19 protein-coding genes and 1 riboswitch are annotated in these 23,372 nt (G+C 69.9%); of the genes, 12 read left to right on the top strand and 7 right to left on the bottom strand.

Annotated features, from left to right (window positions below; genetic code table 11):
• Positions 1-4 precede the first annotated feature (4 nt).
• Positions 5-1,102 carry a hypothetical protein gene (locus OH802_RS25640; RefSeq protein ID WP_406023228.1) on the top strand — a complete coding sequence of 366 codons (1,098 nt, stop codon included), beginning with the start codon at positions 5-7 and terminating at the stop codon, positions 1,100-1,102.
• 6 nt (positions 1,103-1,108) lie between these two features.
• Here OH802_RS25640 and OH802_RS25635 read toward each other — a convergent pair whose 3' ends face one another.
• Positions 1,109-2,584, bottom strand: a complete 1,476-nt coding sequence (locus OH802_RS25635; protein ID WP_406023227.1) for a hypothetical protein — start codon at positions 2,582-2,584, stop codon at positions 1,109-1,111.
• Between the two features lie 245 nt (positions 2,585-2,829).
• Between OH802_RS25635 and ligA the strand changes: the two genes are divergently transcribed.
• The 6 genes from ligA to OH802_RS25605 all read left to right on the top strand — a co-directional run bounded on the left by ligA (position 2,830) and on the right by OH802_RS25605 (position 11,467).
• Positions 2,830-4,935: an NAD-dependent DNA ligase LigA gene (ligA, locus tag OH802_RS25630; RefSeq protein WP_406023226.1), complete on the top strand. Its 2,106-nt coding sequence runs from the start codon at positions 2,830-2,832 to the stop codon at positions 4,933-4,935.
• A gap of 25 nt (positions 4,936-4,960) precedes the next feature.
• Positions 4,961-7,228: a glycosyltransferase gene (locus tag OH802_RS25625; RefSeq protein WP_406023225.1), complete on the top strand. Its 2,268-nt coding sequence runs from the start codon at positions 4,961-4,963 to the stop codon at positions 7,226-7,228.
• A gap of 66 nt (positions 7,229-7,294) precedes the next feature.
• Positions 7,295-7,594, top strand: coding sequence for an Asp-tRNA(Asn)/Glu-tRNA(Gln) amidotransferase subunit GatC (gene gatC, locus OH802_RS25620; protein WP_350663917.1), 300 nt, complete (start codon positions 7,295-7,297; stop codon positions 7,592-7,594).
• Positions 7,591-9,087 carry an Asp-tRNA(Asn)/Glu-tRNA(Gln) amidotransferase subunit GatA gene (gene gatA, locus OH802_RS25615; RefSeq protein WP_406023224.1) on the top strand — a complete coding sequence of 499 codons (1,497 nt, stop codon included), beginning with the start codon at positions 7,591-7,593 and terminating at the stop codon, positions 9,085-9,087. The genes gatC and gatA overlap by 4 nt, the downstream gene beginning before the upstream one ends.
• Complete coding sequence (gene gatB / locus OH802_RS25610) at positions 9,084-10,577, top strand: Asp-tRNA(Asn)/Glu-tRNA(Gln) amidotransferase subunit GatB (RefSeq protein WP_406023223.1); 1,494 nt, start codon at positions 9,084-9,086, stop codon at positions 10,575-10,577. The genes gatA and gatB overlap by 4 nt, the downstream gene beginning before the upstream one ends.
• Before the next feature lie 131 nt (positions 10,578-10,708).
• On the top strand, positions 10,709-11,467 hold the full coding sequence (locus tag OH802_RS25605; RefSeq protein WP_406023222.1) for an NYN domain-containing protein: 759 nt from the start codon (positions 10,709-10,711) through the stop codon (positions 11,465-11,467).
• Between the two features lie 10 nt (positions 11,468-11,477).
• Here OH802_RS25605 and OH802_RS25600 read toward each other — a convergent pair whose 3' ends face one another.
• Positions 11,478-12,113: a hypothetical protein gene (locus OH802_RS25600; RefSeq protein ID WP_406023221.1), complete on the bottom strand. Its 636-nt coding sequence runs from the start codon at positions 12,111-12,113 to the stop codon at positions 11,478-11,480.
• Between the two features lie 65 nt (positions 12,114-12,178).
• Positions 12,179-12,311: riboswitch (cobalamin riboswitch) on the top strand.
• A gap of 65 nt (positions 12,312-12,376) precedes the next feature.
• Between OH802_RS25600 and OH802_RS25595 the strand changes: the two genes are divergently transcribed.
• Genes OH802_RS25595 through OH802_RS25575 form a run of 5 tightly spaced genes read left to right on the top strand, consistent with a single transcriptional unit; the run spans position 12,377 to position 17,571 of the window.
• Positions 12,377-13,450 (top strand): hypothetical protein, encoded by a 1,074-nt coding sequence (locus OH802_RS25595; protein ID WP_406023220.1) that lies wholly within the window; start codon positions 12,377-12,379, stop codon positions 13,448-13,450.
• Positions 13,444-14,070, top strand: coding sequence for a hypothetical protein (locus OH802_RS25590; RefSeq protein ID WP_406023219.1), 627 nt, complete (start codon positions 13,444-13,446; stop codon positions 14,068-14,070). The genes OH802_RS25595 and OH802_RS25590 overlap by 7 nt, the downstream gene beginning before the upstream one ends.
• Positions 14,067-15,182, top strand: a complete 1,116-nt coding sequence (locus tag OH802_RS25585; protein ID WP_406023218.1) for a CbiQ family ECF transporter T component — start codon at positions 14,067-14,069, stop codon at positions 15,180-15,182. The genes OH802_RS25590 and OH802_RS25585 overlap by 4 nt, the downstream gene beginning before the upstream one ends.
• Entirely contained in the window at positions 15,179-16,783 is a 1,605-nt protein-coding gene (locus OH802_RS25580) for an ABC transporter ATP-binding protein (protein WP_406023217.1), read from the top strand. The genes OH802_RS25585 and OH802_RS25580 overlap by 4 nt, the downstream gene beginning before the upstream one ends.
• The gene (locus OH802_RS25575) at positions 16,780-17,571 is read left to right on the top strand and encodes an ECF transporter S component (RefSeq protein ID WP_406023216.1); all 792 of its coding nucleotides are present in this window, start codon (positions 16,780-16,782) and stop codon (positions 17,569-17,571) included. Before OH802_RS25580 ends, OH802_RS25575 begins: the two co-directional genes overlap by 4 nt.
• Position 17,572: 1 nt before the next feature.
• Here the strand turns inward: OH802_RS25575 and OH802_RS25570 are convergent, their stop codons facing one another.
• The 5 genes from OH802_RS25570 to OH802_RS25550 form a co-directional block, all read right to left on the bottom strand.
• Positions 17,573-18,496 carry an alpha/beta fold hydrolase gene (locus OH802_RS25570; protein WP_406023215.1) on the bottom strand — a complete coding sequence of 308 codons (924 nt, stop codon included), beginning with the start codon at positions 18,494-18,496 and terminating at the stop codon, positions 17,573-17,575.
• Between the two features lie 76 nt (positions 18,497-18,572).
• Entirely contained in the window at positions 18,573-18,830 is a 258-nt protein-coding gene (locus OH802_RS25565) for a hypothetical protein (RefSeq protein ID WP_355021049.1), read from the bottom strand.
• Positions 18,831-18,947: 117 nt separating this feature from the next.
• Entirely contained in the window at positions 18,948-19,835 is an 888-nt protein-coding gene (locus tag OH802_RS25560) for an EamA family transporter (protein ID WP_406023214.1), read from the bottom strand.
• Positions 19,836-19,865: 30 nt separating this feature from the next.
• Entirely contained in the window at positions 19,866-22,511 is a 2,646-nt protein-coding gene (locus tag OH802_RS25555) for a glycoside hydrolase family 65 protein (RefSeq protein WP_406023213.1), read from the bottom strand.
• Positions 22,508-23,275: an HAD family hydrolase gene (locus tag OH802_RS25550; protein WP_406023212.1), complete on the bottom strand. Its 768-nt coding sequence runs from the start codon at positions 23,273-23,275 to the stop codon at positions 22,508-22,510. The genes OH802_RS25555 and OH802_RS25550 overlap by 4 nt, the downstream gene beginning before the upstream one ends.
• Positions 23,276-23,372: the final 97 nt, after the last annotated feature.

Genomic DNA, 23,372 nt, shown 5'->3' with positions numbered 1-23,372 from the left:
CCTCATGCAAAAACGGGGGACGGCACTGGTGGCCGCGGCTCTTCTGCTCGCCGGCTGTGGCAACGAGGTGCGCCAGGCGGACGACGCGGACGAGAAGCCCAGGCCGACGCAAGCAGCGAGCATCGACCCGGCCGATCTGAGGCCCGGAAACCAGCCGGCGACCCCCGAGGCGATCGCGGCGATCACGCTCCAGCGTGTGCCCGTCCAGCAGGAGGCGTTCGAGGGCGGCGACCTCTACTTCGAGCAGAACGAGGTCGGCACCGTGCTCCTGTGGGGAGCCGACCACTCGCTCGAGGTCAAGGCCGGCCCGGTCGACGACGACCTCCTCTCGACCTGGTGCCACGACGGGATGTCGGGCTGTGCCGAGGTGAAGGCCGAGACCGGCACGGCGACCGTCGCCTGGGACCTCGCCACCGACGACGGCACACCCGGTCAGCTGATGGTCTCCCACGCCTCCGGGGGAGAGGAGCGACGGGCCGCGTACGTCGGCGAGAAGATCACCGGCGACCCCCGCAAGCTCGATCTCGAGGTGAGCGTGGACGATCTCGTCGCCCTGGTCACCGACCCGCGCCTCGGCACGAAGACGACCATGAAGATGACGAAGGCGCAGGTCAGCGGCTTTCCCTCGGAAGGCGCAAACGGCACCGACGAGGTCGCGCTGACCGCCGGCGCGATCGCGGCGGGGCTGCTCGAAACCAAGGCGTACGCCGATATCGACTCCTTCGAGAAGGCCGACGTCTCGGCCTACGGCAAGGGTGCCTTCGGCGTCGTCGGCACCACCCCCGGCGGCGGCACCGTCACCGCGGTCCACGCCCCGAACCTGCCCGCCGGGAAGCAGAAGTGCCCCGCGACGCTCACCTGCTCCAAGGGCGACACCGACGGCTACGACGGCTGGACCGACGGGTCTGCCGAGACCGTCCGCTGCCATGAGGCGGAGGGGGACCTTCCCGCGTTCTGTGCGGTCGTACGCCAGCAGGCGCCCGCACCGTTCCCCGGCGACGACCTCGACTCGGTCCTGTCCGGGCTCGAGGTGGCGTTGGAGACGCTGTGGCCGACGGTTGCGGCCGAGACCGCCAGCCGGGGTGAGTCGCTGGTCGGCTGAGCGCGTTCAGCGCCCGGCGACCCGCTGGCCCTCGTAGTTCGGGCTGTCGTAGGCCTGACCCCGCTGGCCCGGCGGTGCGAACGACTCGGGCGGACGCGGCTGGCGATGAGCGGGCTGCTGGGGAGCCGCGTGCTGCGGTTCCAGGTGCTGGGGACCCGGTTGACGGTGGCTCGGCTGACGCGGAACGGGCTGGCGAGGATCGGGCTGGCGCGGACCCGGCTGGCGCCGGATCGGCTCCTGGCCCTCAGGTAGCCGGCGCGGGAGCGGAGGCTCGGGTCGGGACTGGGGCTGCTGGCGAGGGTGGGCCGGGTAGGGTCCAGATGCCTGTCGCGGGTCAGCGGGGAACCGCGGGGCCTGGGCGTAGCCCGGCTCGTCCCACTCCCGCTCGCGCCTGCGACGTCCGGAGAGCATCGCGACGGCACTGGCCACGAGGGCGAGGACGATCATCGAGGCCACGATGATCCAGGTGAGCGGGCCGACGCCGCTCTCCTCGGCCGGCGCGGCCAGCTTGACGGCCTCTGTCTTCGGGGCGCAGCCGCTCTGGACGCACTCGCCGTCGCTCGGGGTGCCGGTCACGACGAAGGAGATCCCGCGGTTCACCGAGCCCTGGAAGGTGAGGGTGTGCTTGCCGAGGCCGATGTCCTTGGGAAGCCGGCCGGACCACTTCGCGACGCCGTGACCGTTGGCCTTGACGCTGGTCGAGAGCACCAGCGGGGTCGAGTAGACGACGACCCTGATGCCGGTCTCGTTGGGCTTGAAGCCGGAGGCCTCGGCGCGGATCACGTCCTCGGCGTCCACGGAGGCGTCGTCGATCCCGGCCAGGTTCAGGCCCTTGGTCGTCGGCGGCTCCTCGGGCGCGGTCCAAGGCTTCTTGGACGCCTTCTTCGTCGGCTTCTCGCCGGAGCCGGCACCGGCCCCGTCGCCGGAGTCGCCACCTGTGGTCCGGCCCGAGGACGTACCGCCTCCGCCTCCGGCACCGCCGGAGCCCGAGCCTGAGCCGTCCGACGACCCGGTGCCGGTCGAGGGCTCGTCCGGAGTCGGCGAGCTCTCGGGCTGGGCGAGCGCGTCGAAGTCGAAGGGCACCTCCACGTGCCTCGACTCGGAGGAGTCGTAGATGTCGCGCCCCTCGCCGCGCATCGTCATGATCTGGTAGTTCGTGTCCGGGTCGAGTGCGGCGACCTGGGCGGCGTCGAGGGTGAACCGGTAGGTCCAGTCGTCGGGGTTCTCGGGGTCGTGCAGCACCGACTTGATGAAGGTGTTCCTGGTGCCGGAGCCGTAGTAGCCCACCGGGTTGAGCGCGATCTCGATGCCCGGGCTCTCACCGCTGTATTCGGTGCCGTGCACCTGAAGGATGACGCCGCTCTTGGACTGCTCGATGATCGACACCTCGACCTCGGCGTCGGAGAAGACACCCCCCAGCCCGAGGGCGTGCGTAGCGCCGACCGGAGCCAGCAGAAGCGCGAGCGCCGTCAGCAGCGTCACCACGACCCGAGATACCACTGCAGACCTCACAAGGCGGTCACTTGGGGGTTGGTGTCGGCCCGCCTCTCCCGACGGGGGAGGAAAGTAGCGCTCTTTACCCTCTGTCGTGACCCGCGTCACCCAGGTGTTGATCGGTTGCGTCGATATTGAGGGGGTTGAGTGTCGTTCGGGTCGATGAAACGCCGAAAACGCCCGGGTGGGTATGGCGTCGGAAATTGTCGGCGGGACCAGGCAAGATGGTGCCCGTGAACGATGACGTGACCGACGCGGGCCCTGAGCAGAAGAACGAGCACCAGGAGCTCGCCGAGCAGATCGAGGACGCTCGCTACCGCTACTACGTGCTCGACGACCCGACGCTCTCCGACGCCGACTTCGACCAGAAGTGGCGCCGGATCAACGAGCTCGAGGAGCAGTTCCCCGAGCTGCGCACCCCCGACTCGCCGACCCAGAAGGTCGGTGGCACGTTCTCGACGGAGTTCACCGCGGTCGACCACCTGCAGCGGATGGAGTCGCTCGACAACGTCTTCTCGTTCGACGAGCTCGCCGGCTGGCATGCCCGGATCGCCAAGGACGGCGCCGGCCAGGCCGAGCTGCTGTGCGAGCTCAAGGTCGACGGCCTGGCGATCAACCTGCTCTACGAGAAGGGCCGCCTGGTCCGGGCGCTGACCCGCGGCGACGGCCGCACGGGCGAGGACGTCACCCCGAACGTACGCACCATCAAGTCGATCCCGCACCGGCTCACCGGCACCGACGAGTTCCCGGTGCCGGACCTGGTCGAGGTGCGCGGCGAGGTCTTCTTGTCGATCGAGGCCTTCGACAAGCTCAACGCCTCCCTGGTCGACGCGGGCAAGCCGATGTTCGCCAACCCGCGCAACTCTGCCGCCGGCTCGCTGCGCCAGAAGGACCCGCGGGTGACCGCGACCCGCGAGCTCGGGATGGTCTGCCACGGCATCGGCGCCCGGCAGGGCTTCCAGCCGGTCGCCCAGTCGCATGCGTACGACGCCCTGAAGGCCTGGGGGCTGCCCACCTCCAAGCGGGTCAAGGTGCTCAAGAGCCTCGCCGAGGTCGAGGAGTTCATCAGCTACTTCGGCGAGCACCGCCACGACGTCACCGAGCACGAGATCGACGGTGTCGTGATCAAGGTCGACGACATCTCGCTGCAGCGCCGCCTCGGCTCGACCAGCCGCGCGCCACGGTGGGCGATCGCCTACAAGTACCCGCCTGAGGAGGTCAACGCCAAGCTGCTCGCGATCGATGTCGGCGTGGGCCGCACCGGCCGGGTCACGCCCTTCGGTGTGATGGAGCCGACCAAGGTCGCCGGCTCGACCGTCGAGCGCGCGACGCTGCACAACGCCCACGAGGTGAAGCGGAAGGACGTACGGCCCGGTGACACCGTCATTCTCCGCAAGGCCGGCGACGTCATTCCGGAGATCCTCGGCCCGGTGCTGCCGCTGCGACCCGAGGGGCTGCCGGAGTGGGTGATGCCCACCGAGTGCCCCGCGTGTGGCACCACGCTCGCCGAGCAGAAGGAGGGCGACAAGGACCTGCGCTGCCCCAACCACCGCGGCTGTCCGGCGCAGGTGCGGGAGCGGGTCTTCTTCGCCTCCGGACGGGGTGCCTTCGACATCGAGGGGATGGGCTACGAGGCGGCGGACGCGCTGTTGGCCGCCGAGGTGATCACCAACGAGGGCGACATCTTCTCGCTCGACGAGGCCAAGCTCGCCACCACGGCGTTCTTCACACGGGCCGCGAAGAAGGCCGAGAAGGAGGCCGGGGCCGGCGACCGGGTGCTCAACGCCAACGCGCTGGGACTGCTGCGCAACCTGGAGGAGCGCAAGCAGGTCCCGCTGTGGCGGGTGCTGGTCGCGCTGTCCATCCGCCACGTCGGCCCGTCCGCGGCCCGGGCGCTGGCCACCGAGTTCGGCTCGCTCGACGCCATCTGGGCGGCCTCCCAGGAAGAGCTGGCCGCCACCGAGGGCGTCGGCGGGATCATCGCCGAGGCCATCGTCGAGTGGCGCCAGGTCGAGTGGCACCAGGAGATCGTGGAGAAGTGGCGTACGGCCGGGGTCTCCCTCGCCGACGAGCGCGACGAGTCGGTGGCGCGGACCCTCGAGGGCCTGACCATCGTGGTCACCGGTTCGCTGGACGACTTCTCCCGCGACGGCGCCAAGGAGGCGATCATCAGCCGCGGCGGCAAGGCCGCGGGGTCGGTCTCGAAGAAGACCGACTACGTCGTGGTCGGTGAGAGCGCGGGTTCCAAGGCCGCCAAGGCCGAGGAGCTCGGCCTGCCGATCCTCGACGAAGCGGCGTTCAAGGTTCTGCTGGAGGCCGGACCCGCTGGACTCGGCTAGAAAATACCCCCCATAGTGTGGCCTCGTGCTCGAGGCCCTTCCCCCACTTCTCACGGTCGCCGCGGTCCTCCTGGTCCCGGCGACCGTGCTTCTGTTCACGATCCGTATGCCGCGTACCGGCTCGCTCTCCGCGGGCACGGCGGTCCTCGCGGCCACGCTCACCGCAGTGCTCGCCCTCGGGGCCGGCCTGCTGCTCGGCCAGGACGCCGTCCGGGCCGCGATCGGCGGCGTCGTCCTCGGCGCCTCGCTGCTGGCCTGGCTGCCCGCGGCGCGGGACTGGGACGTACGCGGCCTGGTCGCCTGGGCGCTCACCATCGACGTCGGTCTGCTCTACCTGACCTATGTGGGGCTGTGGACGGTCACGGTCCACCCCGGCGCGTGGACGACGACGCTGTCGAGCCTGTTGTGGCTGTTGGAGGTCTTCGTCTTCGTGATCGGCGTGGGCTACCTGTGGGAGATGGTCGACGTGCTCGCCCGGCGCCGCTGGCGTGGCTGGCCGACGCGTGGCGAGCACCACCCCGGCTGGGGCCGGCCCTTCGTGAGCCTGCACGTCCCGACCCACAACGAGCCGCCGGAGATGGTCATCGAGACGCTCCAGCGGATGCTCGAGCTGGACTACGACGCGTACGAGATCCTGGTCATCGACAACAACACCGACGACCCCGCGCTGTGGCGGCCGGTGCAGGACTTCTGCGAGCAGTACGACGGCGTCACCTTCATCCACCTGGCCAACTGGCCGGGGTTCAAGTCCGGGGCGCTCAACTACGCGCTGACCCGGATGAACCCGCGCACCGAGGTCGTCGGGATCGTCGACGCCGACTATCACGTCGCTCCTGACTTCCTGGCCCACAACGCCCCGCTGTTCAGCGACGAGTCGGTGGCCTTCGTGCAGACGCCGCAGGACTACCGGGACTGGGACGTCTCGGCGTACTTCCGCCGGCTCTACCACTCCTACGGCTACTTCTTCGACGTCAGCCAGGTGTCTCGCAACGAGCGCAACGGCGCCATCTTCGGCGGAACCATGGGACTGATCCGCGCCTCCGCGCTGGTCCGGTCCGGCGGCTGGGACGAGTGGTGCATCACGGAGGACGCCGAGCTGTCGCTGCGGCTGCTGAAGATGGGCTACAACGGCATGCACGTCGACCGCTCCTACGGTCGCGGCGTGATGCCGCTGACCTTCGAGACGCTCAAGAAGCAGCGGTTCCGGTGGTGCTTCGGCGGCATCCAGATCCTGCGCATGCACTGGCGCTCGTTGCTGCCCGGGCGTCGCACCGAGGACAACCAGATGACCCTGGGGCAGCGCTGGGCCTACCTCGTCGGCGGGCTGCAGTGGTTCGGCGACCTCGCCGGAGCCCTGTTCACCTTCTTCCTGATCTCGGGCGCGCTCGACCTGATGCTGGGCGGGGGACTGGTCGTACGCCGCCTCTCGGGGCTCCTCCTGTTCGCCACTGTCGCGCTGGTGCTCTTCGGCGCGGCCCGCTCGATCGCACTGGTCCGCCTGCGCAGCGGGGCCTCGTGGCGCGACGCGCTCGGTGCCTTCGGGCTGTGGCTGGCGCTCGGGGTGACCGTCGCGCGGGCCTCCTGGCTCGGGCTGGTCTCGCGCGAGGGCACCTTCCTGCGTACGCCGAAGATCAAGGGGCAGCCGCGGGTGCGGGACGTGGTGCGGGGCAACCTGGTGGAGACCTTCGCCGCGGTCGCCTGCCTGGTCATGGCGGTCCTGGTCGGCGCACTCGGCGGGGCGACCGGGCTCGCCATCGCGTCGCTGCTCGCCTTCCAGGGGATCGGCTACGCGCTGGCCCCGATCAACAGCTGGGCGGCGATCCGCAGCGACCTGCCCGCCGACCTGCGGCGCCGTCGCGAGCGGATCTGGGCATGGAGCGCCGCCGCGGCGCCCGCTGCTCGGCGCGGGGGACTGGTGCTGGCCTTCAGCTCGGTGATGCTCGCCGGCCTGGTCGCGCTCGCGGCGCCGGTGGGCAGCCCGGACGTACCCGAGGTCGGCGACGTCCACGGTGCGCTCGAGAAGAAGCCGCGCGACGGGGAGGACCGGCCCACGCCCGCACGGAGCCCGGCGCCGGAGCCGACCGCTGACCCGACGACCCAGGCCCCGGAGCCGTCATCGAGCGGCGCCGGCGCCACGGCCAGCACCCGGCCGACCCAGGCCGCCGACCCGACCCCGTCGACCGATCCCACTCGCGGTGCCGATCCGACTCAGGCGGCCCCCGCCCAGCCGAGCTCGGCGGGCAGACCGACCGACAAGCCGTCCAACGGCGGCGGCCCGAACAAGGCGCCGTAGGCCTCATCTGCTCGCCGCGGCGCAGCCGAGATGAGAGTTGGGGCCGCTGACACCTAGGATGTGCGCATGCCAGAAATCACCCGCGACGAGGTCGCGCACCTGGCCGACCTCGCCCGCATCGACCTCAGCGACGCCGAGCTCGATCACCTTGCTCCGCAGCTTCAGGTGATCCTCGAGTCCGTCGCCTCGATCCAGGGGCTTGCCGGCGACGACGTGCCTGCCACCTCCCACCCGCTTCCGATGACCAACGTCTTCCGTGAGGACGTCGTCGTGCCCGGCCTGACGCCGGAGCAGGCGCTCTCCGGTGCGCCGAGTGTCGAGGAGCAGCGATTCTCGGTTCCGCGGATCCTGGGGGACGAGCAGTGAGCGACCTCATTTTGAAGTCGGCGGCCGAGCTGGCCGACTCTCTCGCCGCCGGTGAGACCACCTCGGTCGAGCTGACCCAGGCCCACCTCGACCGGATCGCCGCGGTCGACGGCGACGTCCACGCCTTCCTGCACATCGACGCCGCGGGCGCGCTGTCCCAGGCCGCCGCCTCCGACGCGCGCCGGGCCAACGGCGACGCGCTCCATGCCCTCGACGGCGTGCCGATCGCGGTCAAGGACGTGCTGACCACGACCGGCCTGCCGACGACCTGCGGCTCCAAGATCCTCGAGGGCTGGGTTCCGCCCTACGACGCGACAGTGGTCAAGAAGATCAAGGCAGCCGGTCTGCCGATCCTGGGCAAGACCAACATGGACGAGTTCGCGATGGGGTCCTCCACCGAGCACTCCGCGTACGGCCCGACGAAGAACCCGTGGAAGCTCGATCGGATCCCCGGCGGCTCCGGTGGTGGCTCGGCCGCGGCCGTCGCAGCCTTCGAGGCGCCGCTGGCGCTCGGCACCGACACCGGCGGCTCGATCCGCCAGCCGGGTGCCGTCACCGGCACCGTCGGCGTGAAGCCGACCTACGGGTCGGTCTCCCGCTACGGCCTGGTCGCTCTGGCCAACTCGCTGGACCAGGTCGGTCCGGTGACCCGTACGGTCCTGGACAGCGCCCTGCTGCACGAGCTCATCGGCGGCCACGACCCGCTCGACTCCACGTCGACGACCACCCCGGTGACCGGGCTCGTCGACGCGGCCCGTGCCGGCGCGACCGGTGACCTCAAGGGAGTCAAGGTCGGCGTCATCAAGGAGCTTGCCGGCGAGGGCTGGGCGCCGGACGTGATGAGCAAGTTCAACGAGTCGGTCGACCTGCTCACCAAGCTGGGTGCCGACGTCGTCGAGGTCTCCACGCCGAGCTTCGAGCACGCGATGGCGGCCTACTACCTGATCCTGCCGGCGGAGTGCTCCTCCAACCTGGCCAAGTTCGACGCGATGCGTTACGGCCTGCGGGTCACCCCCGACGGCGACCCGAGCGCCGAGGACGTCATGAAGGCGTCGCGTGACGCCGGGTTCGGCGACGAGGTCAAGCGCCGCATCATCCTCGGCACCTACGCGCTCAGCAGCGGCTACTACGACGCCTACTACGGTCAGGCGCAGAAGATCCGCACGCTGATCATCGAGGACTTCAAGAAGGCCTTCGAGCAGGTCGACGTGCTGGTCTCGCCGACCTCCCCGTCGACCGCGTTCCCGCTGGGCGCGAAGCTCGACGACCCGCTGGCCATGTACATGCAGGACCTGGCCACCATCCCGGCCAACCTGGCCGGCACGCCCGGTATCTCCGTCCCGGCCGGGGTCTCCGACGTGGACGGGCTGCCCGTCGGCGTACAGCTCCTGGCTCCGGTCCTGGAGGACGCCCGTCTCTACCGCGTCGGTGCCGCGCTCGAGGGCGCCATCGGCCCGGTGCTCTCGATCGACAAGCTGGAGGTGGCCCGATGAGCGAGACTTTGGTCGGTTTCGACGAGGTGCTGGAGCGCTACGACCCGGCCTTCGGGCTCGAGGTGCACGTCGAGCTCAACACCAACACCAAGATGTTCTGCGGCTGCCCGGCGACGTTCGGCGGCGAGCCCAACTCCCAGGTCTGCCCGACCTGCCTCGGTCTGCCCGGCTCGATGCCGGTCGTGAACGCCAAGGCGGTGGAGAGCGCGATCCGGATCGGCCTTGCGCTCAACGGCTCGATCGCGGAGTGGTGCCGGTTCGCCCGGAAGAACTACTTCTACCCGGACATGCCGAAGAACTTCCAGACCTCGCAGTACGACGAGCCGATCGTCTACGACGGCTACCTCGACGTCGAGGTCGAGGGGGAGACCTACCGGGTCGAGATCGAGCGTGCCCACATGGAGGAGGACACCGGCAAGACCACCCACATCGGTGGCGCGACCGGCCGCATCCACGGCGCCGACTACTCGCTGGTCGACTACAACCGTGCGGGCATCCCGTTGATCGAGATCGTCACCCGACCGATCCTCGGCACCGGTGCCAAGGCGCCGCTGGTGGCGAAGGCCTACGTCGCCGCGCTGCGCGAGATCCTGCTGGGTCTGGGTGTCTCCGACGTACGCATGGACCAGGGCTCGATGCGCTGCGACGTCAACCTGTCGCTGTCCCCGAAGGGCTCCGGCAAGCTCGGCACCCGCACCGAGACGAAGAACGTCAACTCGCTGCGCTCGGTCGAGCGGGCCGTACGTTTCGAGATGTCGCGCCACGCCGGGATCCTCGACGCGGGGGAGGCGATCTTCCAGGAGACCCGCCACTTCCACGAGGACACCGGCACCACCTCGGCGGGCCGGGCGAAGTCGGACGCCGACGACTACCGCTACTTCCCCGAGCCCGACCTCGTCCCGGTCGCGCCGTCGCGAGAGTGGGTCGAGGAGCTGCGGGCGAGCCTGCCGGAGCGCACCGCTGACAAGCGGGCCCGCCTGCAGGTCGAGTGGGGCTACTCCGACCTGGAGATGCGCGACGTCTGGGCCGCCGGTGCGCTGTCGCTGATCGAGGCGACGGTCGCCGAAGGAGCCTCCGCACAGGCCGCCCGTAAGTGGTGGATGGCCGAGCTCTCCCGCAGCGCCAACGACCGTGGCGTCGAGCTCGCCGAGCTCGGTGTCACCCCGGTGCAGGTCGCCGAGGTGCAGAAGCTGGTCGACGCCAAGACGCTGACCGACAAGCTGGCCCGCCAGGTCTTCGAGGGTCTTCTCGCAGGTGAGGGCACGGTTTCGGAGATCATCGACGCCCGCGGGCTCGCCGTGGTCTCCGACGACGGCGCGCTCGGCGCAGCCGTCGACGAAGCCATCGACGCCCAGCCCGCGGTCGCCGACAAGATCCGCGGCGGCAACCAGGCCGCGGCCGGTGCGCTCATCGGCGCGGTCATGAAGGCGACCGGCGGCAAGGCCGACGCCAAGCGTGTCCGCGAGCTGATCCTGGAGAAGCTCGCCTAAGACCCACGCCGAGTCGGCTCGTCCTGACAACAAACTCCGCCGAGTCGGCGCGTCATGACGCGCCGACTCGGCGTTGGTTTTGGTCAGAATGAGCCGACTCGGCGATGGGGTGCACTGGCAGACTGTCCGGCGTGACCGAGCCCTTCCGCATCGCACTGCTCATCGACGCCGACAACGCGCCTGCCTCGAAGATCGACGAGATCTTGAACGACCTGGCCGAATACGGCGAGGTGACGATCCGGCGGGCCTACGGCAACTGGACCAAGTCCGAGCTCAAGGGCTGGATCGAGGAGCTGCATGACGCCGCGATCAGGCCGATGCAGCAGTTCGACCTGACCGCGCACAAGAACGCCTCCGACATGGCGCTCGCGATCGACGCCGTCGAGCTGCTACATGCGGCGATCCCCGACGCGTTCGCACTGGTCTCCTCCGACTCCGACTTCACGCCGCTGGTGCACTACCTGCGGGAGAAGGGCCGGGCGGTCTACGGCTACGGCCGGGAGAAGACGCCGGCGCCGTTCAAGAGCGCCTGCACCCGGTTCACCGTGGTGGAGAAGCTCGGTGGCTCCGAGGAGGAGACCGAGGCCGACACCGAGCCCGGGACCACGCGCACCCGCAAGCAGTCGTCCGCGGCGACCAACGGGCAGGCGCTGAAGCGCAACGCCCGGCTGATCCAGCTGCTGCGCAACTCCATCGCCGCGGCCGCCGACGACGACGGCTGGGCACTGGTCGGCACCGTGGTCTCCCGCATCCGCAACCAGTCCTCCGAGGACCCGCGCAACTACGGGTACGCCACCTGGACCAAGCTCATCAAGGCGATCGACCTCTTCGAGCTCAAGGACGAGGGCACCTCGGCGATCGCGGTCAGCGACAAACGCAACAAGAAGTGACGTACGTCCTCTACCGGGTCTCCGTGGACGCCGGGCGAGAGCATCGAACGCCCTTGGGCACCGACCCGTGGAGGTGCTTCAGCGCGGCCTTGAAGTCGCGACAGCGCTCGGTGTCCTCCTCTTTGTTGCGGGGGTAGCCGATCGCCGCGTTGACCCCGCCCATGTCGAGGGCGTCGGCTAGCGGGTTGATGTCGCGGGCGACGGTCCAGTACCACCGCGAGATCGGCGCGCTGTAGTCCAGCGACCGGGCGAGCTCGGGGCGGCGGCGCAGGTCGATGTCGAAGTAGGCGCCGGCGTCGGTGTAGTTGGCCTCGCCGGTCAGCTGGATGTAGCCGCGACCGGTGAACTTCCGCTTGTCGCGACCCTTGGCGTCGTGGTGGAAGGAGCTCTCGTTGGCGAGCGTGGTCAGGTACGCCGCCTGCCGGTAGGCCGTGGTGATCCCGGCATCGGCCATGGCGCGGTTGAGGCTCGGCAGCCCGGTCTCGACGGTGCTCCGGTCACCGACCTTCTCGCCGAACATGGCGACCAGATCGGCGTACGTGACCGATGTCCGTGCCTCCTCCGCACCCGCCGTCGTGGTCGGGGAGAGGGCGAGAAAGGTGGCCGAGATCGAGGTTGCGACAAGGCCGAGAATCCTGTGGCGCATGGGGACAGAGTGACTGCTCGGCGGCGATCCCGCAAGCAGGGCCTGCCCGGCATAGGATTGCCCCGCATAGCAGAGCCTCAATCAACACACGCCGTGGTGGGGGAAGCCGGTCGGATCCCGGCGCTGACCCGCAACCGTAGGCCCAGGACCGAGAGTCCTGAGCGAGCCGGAGCACCTGCCGACGGGCGCGTACTGACCTGACGCTGTCGTGGAAAGCAGCGGGTCGGCCCTGGGCCTTCCCGACGAACAGCGCGGAAGGAACCATGAAGAAGACCGTCCTCGGCGGCATCGCCGCCGCCCTCGCCCTCACCTCGCTCGCCGGCTGTGGCGAGAAAGCCGTCGAGGAGGGGGAGAAGCCCACCTACGACGCCAAGGTGTCCACCGCGGTGGCCGACTGGCTCGTGGCCCAGGCGCCGGAGGGCGTGGCCCGCAACGCGCAGTACGGCACCGACGACTTCGGGCTCAGCGCCGACATCGGGATCGCGCTGGCAGAGGTCGGTGGCTACGACGAGGAGATCTCCACGATCGCCGCGGCGGTGATGGAGAACAAGAAGGCCTACACCTCGCCCGGGTTCGGCACGATCACCTCGGCCGGAGCGACCGCGAAGGCGCTCGTCCTCCAGCAGAACGTCGACGCCTCCGACCCCGGTCTGCTCGAGCAGCTCGAGGGCACGGTCGCCGAGAACGGCCGGATCGCCGACGAGCTCGACCCCAAGGACAAGAAGGCGGCTGACTACTCCAACACCATCGGACAGTCGTACGCCGTGTGGGCGCTGAACAACGCCGAGAGCGAGGAGGCCGCGGCCGCGACGGAGTTCCTGGCCGGGCAGCAGTGCGAGGAGGGGTGGTTCCGGGTCACCTTCACGGCCGACCCCGCCGCTGCTGATCAGACCTGCGACGCCGACCCGAAGGCAGTCCCGGACGCCGACGCCACCGCGTTCGCGCTGATCGCCCTGTCCGGGGTCGCGTCCCCGGAGGCGGAGAAGGCCGTCGAGGCCGGCGTGAGCTGGCTGAAGGAGACCCAGGCGGAGGACGGGTCGTTCAAGGCGGCCACCGGCAACATCGCCAACTCCAACACCACCGGCCTGGCCGGGTGGGCGTTCGGACGCGCCGGTGAGACCGACGCCGCCGAGAAGGCGGCGAGCTGGGTCGCCGACCACGTCGTGACCTGTGGCGACGACGCCGGCGCGGTGGCCTATGACGACGCCGCGCTGACCGAGGGCAACACCAAGGGCCTGACCAAGGAGTCCGAGGGGATGTACCGCCTCGCCGCCGCCCAGGCGCTGCCGTCGCTGGTCTTCCTGCCCAAGGATGCGACCGCGAAGAGCTCGTGCTGATCCTGCGGTCCTCGTTGGTGGCCCTGGCGATCCTCGCCGGGGCCACCGCACCTGTCTTCACCCCCGTCTCCGCTTGGTCTGCGGCCTCGTCCGCCGAGGCGTGTGACGGCGTCACCGTCGTCGTCGAGCCCAACGCGTTGGGTGGCGGCCCTGAGGTCACCTGTGTCCAGCCCGAGGAGGGTGACACCGGCGCCGACCTCTTCGAGAAGGCGGGACATCCGCTCACCTATGTGACCTCGATGCCCAGCGTCGTATGTCGCGTCGATGAGCGGCCGAAAGCAGCCGGTTGCGCCCAGATGCCGCCTGCCGACGCGTACTGGTCGCTCTGGATCACCGACGATTCGGGGGCCTGGAGCTATGCCTCCAGAAATGTTACCGAAATCAGCGTGACCTCCGGGCAGGGTGTTGCGTTCACGTGGATAGACGACGATGTCGTTACCGCTCCGGCGACGGAGCTTGGGGATGCTGTGGGGGCGCCCTCAAGCCCGTCGCCGGAGTTATTTCCGGAGGAGTCGACGGATTCGACCTCCGAGACCGAGCATCTGCCCACCTGGGTCGCGCCCGCGGGGATCCTCGCACTGTTCACCGTGGCCGGTGCCGTGTGGTGGCGCCGGCGATGAGCACGCTGTTGCGTACGGCCGCGGTCGCGCACCTGCCCCGTGATCTGCACCCCGTCGCCTGGTGGGTGTGGGCGATCGGCATGGCTGCGTACGCCTCCTTCACCACCAACCCGTTGCTGCTCCTGCTCGTGGTGGGGGTGGTGTCGGTCGTGGTCGCCGCGCGTCGTGGCGACCAACCGTGGGCGAAGGCGTTCCGGCTCTACGTCGGCCTCGCGGTGTTCATCGTCGTGACCCGGGTGCTCTTCCGGGTGCTCCTGGGTGCCGTTCCGGGTCACGTGATCCTCGACCTGCCCGAGATCCCGCTCCCGGAGTGGGTACTGGGGATCCGGCTGCTCGGGCCGCTCACCCGAGAGGCCCTGCTGGCCGGCCTCTACGACGGGATGCGGCTGGGCACCATCGTGATCTGCGTCGGCGCGGCCAACGCGCTCGCGAACCCGAAGCGGCTGCTGCGCTCGCTGCCGCCGGCGCTCTACGAGATCGGCACCGCTGTCGTGGTCGCCGTGACGGTGCTGCCGCAGCTCGCCGAGTCGGTGCAGCGGGTGCGCGCCGCGCAGCGGCTGCGTGCCGGTGCGACCGGAAAGGTCAAGCGGCTGCGCCGCTTCCTCGTGCCGGTGCTCGAGGACGCCCTGGAGCGGTCGATGGCGCTGGCGGCGGGCATGGACACGCGCGGCTACGGACGTACGGCCGGCGTCCCGGTCGCCACCAGGCGGATCACCTCGGCGCTCATGCTGGTCTCGCTCGTCGGGCTCTGCGCCGGCGTCTACGCGGTGCTGGACGGCACCACGCCAGGCTGGCTGGCCGCCACCATGCTCGCGCTCGGCGTCGGCGCCGCCGCTGGTGGGCTGGCGCTCGCCGGCCGCCGGGTGACACGGACCGTCTACCGACCCGACCGGTGGCGCTGGCCGGAGGTCGTGGTGGCATTGAGCGGGATCGTGGTCATCGCCGTGGGCTGGTGGGTCGCCCGCTACCAGGTCCCGGTCGCCTTCCCGGGCGTGAGCACCGTCCCGGAAGTCACCCTGACCGCCATGGCTGGTGTGCTCGTCGGGCTGGTCCCGGCCGTCGCCGCCCCGCTACCGGCATCATCGCTCGTCCACGAGGAGGCAGTCGCATGATCGAGCTGCGAGGCATCACGTTCACCCCGCCCGACTCCTCCGAGCACGTGCTCAAGGACGTCGATCTCACCATCGAGGAGGGCGAGCTGCTGCTCGTCTCCGGTCCGACCGGCTCGGGGAAGTCGACCCTGCTCGGCGTGCTCGCCGGCCTGGTGCCGCGCTTCTCCGGCGGCCTGCTCGACGGTGACGTCCTGCTGGACGGGGCCTCGATCGTCCGTACGCCGCCGCGCGAGCGCGCCGGGATCATCGGCTACGTCGGGCAGGACCCGGTGGCCGGGTTCGTCACCGACACGGTCGAGGAGGAGCTCGCCTACGGGATGGAGCAGCTCGGCCTCCCGCCGGCGACCATGCGGCGCCGGGTGGAGGAGACCCTCGACCTGCTCGGCATCGCCGAGCTGCGGCAGCGGTCGCTGCGTACGCTCTCGGGAGGGCAGCAGCAGCGCGTCGCGATCGGCTCGGTGCTCACCACCCACCCGCGGGTCGTCGTGCTCGACGAGCCCACCTCCGCCCTCGACCCCACCGCCGCCGAGGACGTGCTCGCCACCATCACCCGGCTGGTGCACGACCTCGGCACCTCCGTCGTCCTCGCCGAGCACCGGCTCGAGCGGGTCGTGCCGTTCGCCGACCGCATCGCGCTGCTCGTCGGCGACGGCTCCGTCGCCGTCGGTGACCCCGCTGAGGTCCTGGAGACCTCGCCCATCGTGCCGCCGCTCGTCGAGCTCGGCCGCGAGCTCGGCTGGTCGCCCCTGCCGCTCACGGTGCGGGATGCGAAGCGGCGGGCGCGGTCGTTGGAATACCCGGTTAACCGGCCCTCTACCAATTTCTCAGGCCTGCGCTTCTCTGGCATTGCAATGCCAGAGAAGCGCAGGAAAAGCCTGAGAAGTTCCGGGCTCACGGTCACCCGAGGACGTACGCCGGTCCTGCACGACGTCTCGATCGAGCTGCCCGCGGGGCGGGTGACGGCGCTGATGGGACGCAACGGATCGGGCAAGTCGACGCTGCTGTGGACGCTGCAGGGGACCCAGAAGCGGCTGGCCGGGTCGGTGGACGTGGAAGGCAAGGATCCGGCGACCCTCGACCCCGAAGAGCGACGCGAGCTCGTCGGGCTGCTGCCGCAGACCGCGGCGGATCTGCTCTACCTGGAGACGGTGGCCGAGGAGTGCGATGCCGGCGGCCCACGGACGAGGGAGATCCTGGACAGCCTCGTTCCAGGCATCCCCGACGGCCAGCACCCGCGCGACCTCTCGGAGGGCCAGCGCCTCGCTCTGGCGCTGTCGCTGATCCTGAGCGCCGACCCGCCGGTCGTGCTCCTCGACGAGCCCACCCGCGGCCTCGACTATGCCGCCAAGCACGCTCTCTCCGAGATCCTGCGCGAGCTCACCGAGGCAGGCAAGGCGGTCCTGGTGGCGACCCACGACGTCGAGTTCGTCGCCGAGGCCGCCGACGACGTGGTGGTGCTCGCCGACGGCGAGGTGGTCTCTGCGGGCGACGTACGCACCGTCACGGCCGAGTCGCCTGCGTTCGCGCCCCAGGCGAGCAAGGTCTTCGGCCCGGGCTGGCTGAACGTACGCGAGATCGTCGAGGCGGTGGGCGAGAGATGATCAGGTTCTCGCCCCGCACGGCGGTCCTGCTCGTCATCATCTCCGCGGCCGGGCTGATGATGTTCGGCTGGCCGCTGCTGCTCCACGGCTACGACCGGGTGCAGCCGCCGTTCATCTTCCTGGCGCTGCTGCCGCTGATGCTGGTGGTGCTGCTGAGCGAGCTCTCCACGGGCGGGATCGACACCCGGATGATCGCGGTCCTCGGCGTGCTCAGCGCGATCGAGGCCGTCCTGCGCGCCGTCTCCGCCGGCACCGGCGGGGTGGAGCTGGTCTTCTTCATGCTCATCCTCGGCGGCAGGGTCTTCGGTCCGGCCTTCGGCTTCGTCCTCGGCTGCACCAGCCTGTTCGTCGCCGCGCTCGTCACCGCCGGCGTCGGACCATGGCTGCCCTACCAGATGCTCGGCGCCGCCTGGGTGGCGATGGGCGCCGGGCTCCTGCCACCCGCGAGCGGCCGCCGGGAGATCGGGCTGCTGGCGGCGTACGGGATCTTCGCCTCGTACGCCTACGGGCTCCTCCTCAACCTGCAGGGGTGGCCACTGCTCACCGGCGTCACGGTGCCTGGCGCGAGCGGCAACCTCTCCTACGAACCCGGTGCGGCGTTCGGCGAGAACCTGGCGACCTTCCTGCGCTACACCCTGGTCACCTCGACCAGCAGCTGGGACACCGTGCGCGCGATCACCACCGCCGTCGCCATCGCGCTGCTCGGCCCCGCCGTACTCGCCACCCTGCGCCGCGTCGCCCGCCGGGCAACGGTCACCGGCGTGGTGTCGACAGGCTCGACCGGTTAGGTCAGACGCGCTGGTGCTCGGAGACCCGGGCGAGAAAGGCGAGCAGCAGCTGGTGGACGCGGTCGGGCTGCTCCATCTGTACGAAGTGGGTGCCCTCGAGCTCGACGAAGGTGCCGTCCTTGACCCCGGCGGCGACCCGCGACATGTGGCGCGCACCGGCGATGAGGTCGCGGGTGCCCGCGACCAGCACGACCGGCACCTTGATCCGGCGCAGCGAGACCGGGCGGCGCTGGGAGGTGCGCAGCGCGAGGTGGAAGTACCACTCGACCGGGGTGGTCAGGAACTCGGCCAGCGCCGCCGCGGCGAGCTCGGGATCAGGGACCTTGCCGATCAGGCCGGCCTTGGAGAACATCTCGATCGCCCGCGGGCCGAGATCGAGGCGCGCCGCCAGGGGAGTGATCAGGGAGCCGGTGCGGCACAGCACCCTCGAGGCGGTGCGGGTCACGGTCGCCGCCGCCGGGGCGGGCAGTCGCAGCGGCCCCAGCATCGACTTGAACGTGTCGCCGGGCACGCCGGCGACACCGAAGACGCCCGAGACCCGCTCGGGATGGTCCGCGGCCAGCTCGAAAGCGGTGTTGACCCCGATCGACCAGCCCATCACGACCGGCCGGGAGAGCGCGAAGGCGTCCATCACCGACAGCGCGTCCTCGGCGAAGTGCCTCGAGGTGGTCTGCTCCGGGTCCTTCGGCCGCGCCGAGCCGGAGGTGCCGCGGTGCTGCCAGGAGACGACGCGTATGCCGCACGAGGTGTGCAGCAGCGCCGGCCAGTTCCACGGGCTGGTGCCGAGGCCGTTGCACAGCAGCACCGTCGGCCCATCGATCACGCCCTCGGGGTCGTTGGTCCACGCGCGGATCAGGGTGCCGTCATCGGAGAGCACGTCCCGGAAGGCAACGGTGGACTCAGCAACGGCCCGCGGGACAGTCATGCCGCCGCTTCCGTAGGACAGAGCACAGAATACGGAAGCGGCGGCATGACCTCGATGGTCTCTCGCTGGCGCTCGCTCATGCAGACATTCTCTCCGAAGCGAGCAGCTGGAGATAGTTCTGCACATCCTCACGCTCGGCACGCCGCAGCAGGAGCGCCTCCTCGGCGGCCTTGGCGTTGTGCCGGGCGACGAGCTGGGAGGCCACCGGCCAGGCGAGCAGCAGCTGGATCGGTCGTAGGAACGGGCCGACCATTCGCCCAGCGGTGCGAGCGGCGAGGAGGGCGGCGACTTGGGCGACGGCAGCGGTGTGTACGGGTGCGGTGATGGTCGACAACGGAGCAACTCCAAGGACTGGCGGGACCGGGCGGCGAGGGGGAGTTGTCACCGAACTGTAGTGACCTCAACGTTCGGAGTCAGTGACGTTCCGATGTCGCTTGTGTGAAACGCGGCACTACACCGGGGTCGACTCCGCCGGCACGTGATGCTCCGGCTTGCCGGTGCGCGTCGCGCCCGCGGAGGCGACCACGACACACGCGATGGCCAGCCACTGCAGGACCGAGAGTCCCTCGTGGAGGATCAGGATCGCGGCCAGCGCGCCGGCGGCCGGCTCCAGCGACATCAGGATCGCGTAGAGCCCCGACTTGATCGAACGCAGGGCGACGAGATCGAGGGAGTAGGGGATCACCGAGGACATCAGGCCCACCATCAGGCCGACCAGCCACACGTGCGGAGACCCCAGCCCGTCGGCGTACGCCATCGCCGCAGGCGTCAGCGCCACCGCCGCGACGGTGGAGGCCAGAGCGAGCCCGTCGAGTCCCTCCCACCGCGCTCCGGTCGCCTTCGACAGCACGATGTACGCAGCCCAGCAGGCTCCCGCGAGCAGCGCGAACAACACACCCACGATCGAGATCCGACCGGGCTCGAGACCGAGCAGCACGACCCCCGCGGCCGCCAGCGCGACCCAGACCAGGTCGCGGGCGCGCCGCGAGGTGACCAGAGCGATCGTGAGCGGACCGATGAACTCAATGGTGACCGCGATCCCGATCGGGAGCCGGGCGAAGGACTGGTAGATGGCCCAGTTCATCAGCCCGAGCGATGCGCCGAAGGCGACCACGACGAGCCAGTCGCGGCGGGATAGGCCGCGCACCCGGGGTCGGGTGATCGCCAGCAGGATCAGCGCGGACAGCGTCAGCCGCAGCCACACCATGGCCGTCGGGGTGACCTCGTCGAAGAGCGACTTGGCGAAGGTCGCGCCGACCTGCACCGACGCGATCCCGATCAGAACCAGGACGACCGGGTGGGCCAGCCTCGCCCGCAGAGAGGAAGAAGCTGTGACCACCCGGTCAGTCTAGGACCACGTAAAGACCCGCTACTGCGCCGAGTCCGTCTGCGAGATGTTGGACAGGTTGGTGGCCTTGTTGGCCTCCTCCGCGAGCCGCTCGGACCCACGCCGCGACTCCTGCGGGACCATCGCATGCTCGACATGGTCCTGCTCGTAGATCTCCGGCGGGATCGGCGCCGGCACGGTCGCGGTGATCCGCGATCCATCGGGGCGGATGCCGCCGTGCGGCTCCTCGTCGAGGTGGGTCCCGATCCGCGGCCCCTGGTCGGCGAGCGGCACGATGACCGGCGAGCCCTTCGAGACCACGAACTCCTCCCCGCGGACGCTGATCGGGATGTCGAACTCCTCGCCCGGGGTGTCCACGACGGTGAACACGATCTGGTCGCTGGTCAGCGCGACCTGCATCCGGGTCGAGTGCCACTGGACCCGGAAGATCAGCGAGCCCCACTGGACCGGAAGGCGCGGGTCGAAGGAGAGCTTCCCGTCGTAGTCGCGCATCCCGCCGAAGCCGAACGCGAGCCCGCCCCACACGCCGCCGGTGGAGGCGATGTGCATCCCGTCGACGGTGTTGCCGTGCATGTTGTGGAGGTCGACGTAGAGCGCGTCGTAGAAGTAGCGCAGCGCGTCGTCCTGGTAGCCCACCTCGGCCGCCACGATCGACTGCACGACAGCCGACAGCGTCGAGTCGCCGGTGGTGATCGGGTCGTAGTACTCGAAGTCGGCCCGCTTCTGCTCAGGGGTGAACCGGTTGCCCTGCTGGAAGAGGGCGAGCACCACGTCGGTCTGCTTGAGCACCTGGAACCGGTAGATCACCAGCGGGTGGTAGTGCAGCAGCAGGGGACGTACGTCGTCGGGGGTGTTGGGCAGGTCCCACACCTCGCGGTCGAGGAAGTTGTCGTCCTGCGGGTGGATGCCGAGCCCCTCCTCGTAGGGGATGTGCATCGCGGCGGCGCAGCGACCCCACTCCTCGACCTCGTCGGGGGAGATGTCGAGCCGGCCCATGACCTGCGCATACTCGCGCGGATAGTCCGCCCGGAGCATCTCGATGGTCTCGACGGCCTTCTCCAGGTTGTAGCGAGCCATCACGTTGGTGAACAGGTTGTTGTTGACCACCGTGGTGTACTCGTCCGGCCCGGTCACCCCGTGGATGTGGAAGGACGGCTCGCCGTTGTGGCGCCAGAAGCCGAGGTCGGCCCACATCCGCGAGGTCTCGACCAGGATGTCGACGCCCTCGCGGATGAGATAGCCGGTGTCACCGCTCGCGTAGACGTACTTCATCAGCGCGAAGGCGATGTCGGCATCGATGTGCACCTGCGCGGTGCCGGCCGCGTAGTAGGCCGAGGCCTCTTGCCCGTTGATGGTGCGCCAGGCGAACAGCGCGCCCTTCGCGGCCATCTCCAGCGCCCGCTGCCGGGCCGCGGGAAGCATCACCGAGCGGGCGTGCATCACGTTGCGGGCGACCTCGGGCTGGGTGTAGCAGAGGAACGGGACGACGTAGCACTCCGTGTCCCAGAAGTAGTGGCCTTCGTAGCCGGAGCCGGTGACCCCCTTCGCGGGGACGCCGAGCCCGTCGGTGCGGGCGGTCGCCTGGGCCAGCGAGAACAGGTTGAACCGGATCGCCTGCTGGGCCGCGGCGATGTCCTCGGCGTCGTCCTCCTCCGCGGCGGAGATCTCGACGTCGGCAGCGGACCAGAACTCGTCGTACCAGTTGCGCTGGTCGCGCTCGAAGTGACCGACGCCCAGGCGGATCGCCCGGTCGAGCGTACGTCCGCAGCGGTCGGCCAGCTCGCGCACCGGCACCCCGCGTGAGGTGTGGTACGCCACGGTCTTCTGCAGCCGCAGCGTGCTGCCCTCGGTCGCGTCGACCCGGAAGACCGTCTTGGCCAGGTCGTCCTCGGCGCGGACGACGGTCTCGACCTGGTCCGGCGTGTCGATCTGGTGGGCGGCGCTGACCGCGATCGTCATCCCGGAGTTGGCGCACCGGTATCCGAGGGTCATCTGCTCCTCGTCGGCGACCGACATCTGCGGGAGCAGGACGCGGGTGTCGAAGGCGGAGGCCTTGCGGGGGTCCATGCCCTCGCCGAGCGCCGCCGACGGCACGTGGTACTCGTCCTTGCCGTCCTGCCGGTTGAGCAGCTGGGACGAGACCACGATCGGCGCCGCGCCGCTCAGCATCGTGATCTCGAGGGTCTGGATCGAGAGGTGCCGCTGCGTCATCGACACCATCCGGGTCGACTTGATCGCGACCCGCTTGCCCGAGGGCGTACGCCACACCAGATGCCGCCGCAGCACACCCTCCCGGAAGTCGAGCTCCCGCTCGTACTCCTCCAGGTCGGAGGTGCCGAAGGTCAGCGGCTCGTCGTCGACGTAGATCTTCATGATCTTGGAGTCGGGGGCGTTGACGATGGTCTGGCCGGTCTTGGCGAAGCCGTAGGCGTTCTCGGCGTGGCGGATCGGCCAGGTCTCGTGGAACCCGTTGATGAAGGTGCCGTGCGCGTAGGTCGGACGACCTTCCTCGGGGGTGCCGCGCATGCCGAGATAGCCGTTGGCGACGCTGAAGATCGTCTCGGTCAGGCCGAGGTCCTCGGGGGAGTAGCTGGTCTCCACCAGCCGCCACGGGTCGATGGGATAACGGGCCCGGTCCAGGGGGTTCGGGCCGACGTTGGTTCTCACTGCTGTGCTCCTCGAGCAGGGTCAGGGCTGTGCCGATCAGGGACAAGTTCAGCAAGGTCGGATACGACGAGACTGGCGCCGGCGGCCGTGAGGGTGTCGTGGCCGGCGCCACGGTCCACCCCGACGACGAGCGCGAAATCTCCTGCCTTGCCGGCGCGCACCCCGGAGACGGCGTCCTCGAGGACGACGGCTTCGCTCGGGGTGGCTCCGAGGACCTTACCCGCGTAGACAAACGTGTCCGGTGCAGGCTTGCCGGGCAGGCCCTGCTCATCTGCGACGGCTCCCGACACGACCGTCTCGAACCGGTCCAGCAGCCCTGCCGCCTTCAGCACGGTCGGCGCGTTGACCGACGAGGACACCACGCCGAGCCGGACGTCGAGGGTGGTCAGATAGTCCAGGAACCGCACCGAGCCGGGGTAGGCCTCCACGCCGTCACGTTCAAGCACCATGTTGAAGGCGTTGTTCTTCCGGTTGCCGAGACCGCAGACGGTCTCGAGCTCGGGCGCGTCGTCCGGGGTGCCCTCGGGAAGCCGGATGTCGCGGGAGGCGAGGAAGTCACGGACGCCGTCGTAGCGCGGCTTGCCGTCGACGTACGCGAAGTAGTCCTGGTCGGTGTAGGCCGGCGCCCCCGGGGTCTTCTCCTGCAGGTAGGCGTTGAACATCTCCTCCCATGCACGCATGTGCACGACCGCGGTCGGCGTGATCACGCCGTCCAGGTCGAAGAGGATCGCGGTGAACGTCTCCCAGGCAACAGGTCTGGTCATGACTTCAGGCTAGGGGCTGGGTGGCCCAGGCCGAAGAATCAGGCCCCGCTGGTGGTGGTGTTTTCCCTCACCGTTCTTTCGCCGAAATCTCCTGGCC

Origin of the sequence: Nocardioides sp. NBC_00850 (genome assembly GCF_045207335.1) — a bacterium.
In the GTDB taxonomy this organism is placed as follows: Bacteria; Actinomycetota; Actinomycetes; order Propionibacteriales; family Nocardioidaceae; genus Nocardioides.
This window is presented reverse-complemented; position numbering and strand designations above follow the sequence as displayed.

What these genes read in the sequence shown, in the direction of transcription:
- OH802_RS25640 (WP_406023228.1), top strand. Translation starts at nt 5, where the DNA reads ATGCAAAAACGGGGGACGGCACTGGTGGCCGCGGCTCTTCTGCTCGCC.
- gatC (WP_350663917.1), top strand. Translation starts at nt 7,295, where the DNA reads ATGCCAGAAATCACCCGCGACGAGGTCGCGCACCTGGCCGACCTCGCC.
- gatB (WP_406023223.1), top strand. Translation starts at nt 9,084, where the DNA reads ATGAGCGAGACTTTGGTCGGTTTCGACGAGGTGCTGGAGCGCTACGAC.
- OH802_RS25600 (WP_406023221.1), bottom strand. Translation starts at nt 12,113, where the DNA reads ATGCGCCACAGGATTCTCGGCCTTGTCGCAACCTCGATCTCGGCCACC.
- OH802_RS25595 (WP_406023220.1), top strand. Translation starts at nt 12,377, where the DNA reads ATGAAGAAGACCGTCCTCGGCGGCATCGCCGCCGCCCTCGCCCTCACC.
- OH802_RS25585 (WP_406023218.1), top strand. Translation starts at nt 14,067, where the DNA reads ATGAGCACGCTGTTGCGTACGGCCGCGGTCGCGCACCTGCCCCGTGAT.
- OH802_RS25580 (WP_406023217.1), top strand. Translation starts at nt 15,179, where the DNA reads ATGATCGAGCTGCGAGGCATCACGTTCACCCCGCCCGACTCCTCCGAG.
- OH802_RS25575 (WP_406023216.1), top strand. Translation starts at nt 16,780, where the DNA reads ATGATCAGGTTCTCGCCCCGCACGGCGGTCCTGCTCGTCATCATCTCC.
- OH802_RS25570 (WP_406023215.1), bottom strand. Translation starts at nt 18,496, where the DNA reads ATGACTGTCCCGCGGGCCGTTGCTGAGTCCACCGTTGCCTTCCGGGAC.
- OH802_RS25550 (WP_406023212.1), bottom strand. Translation starts at nt 23,275, where the DNA reads ATGACCAGACCTGTTGCCTGGGAGACGTTCACCGCGATCCTCTTCGAC.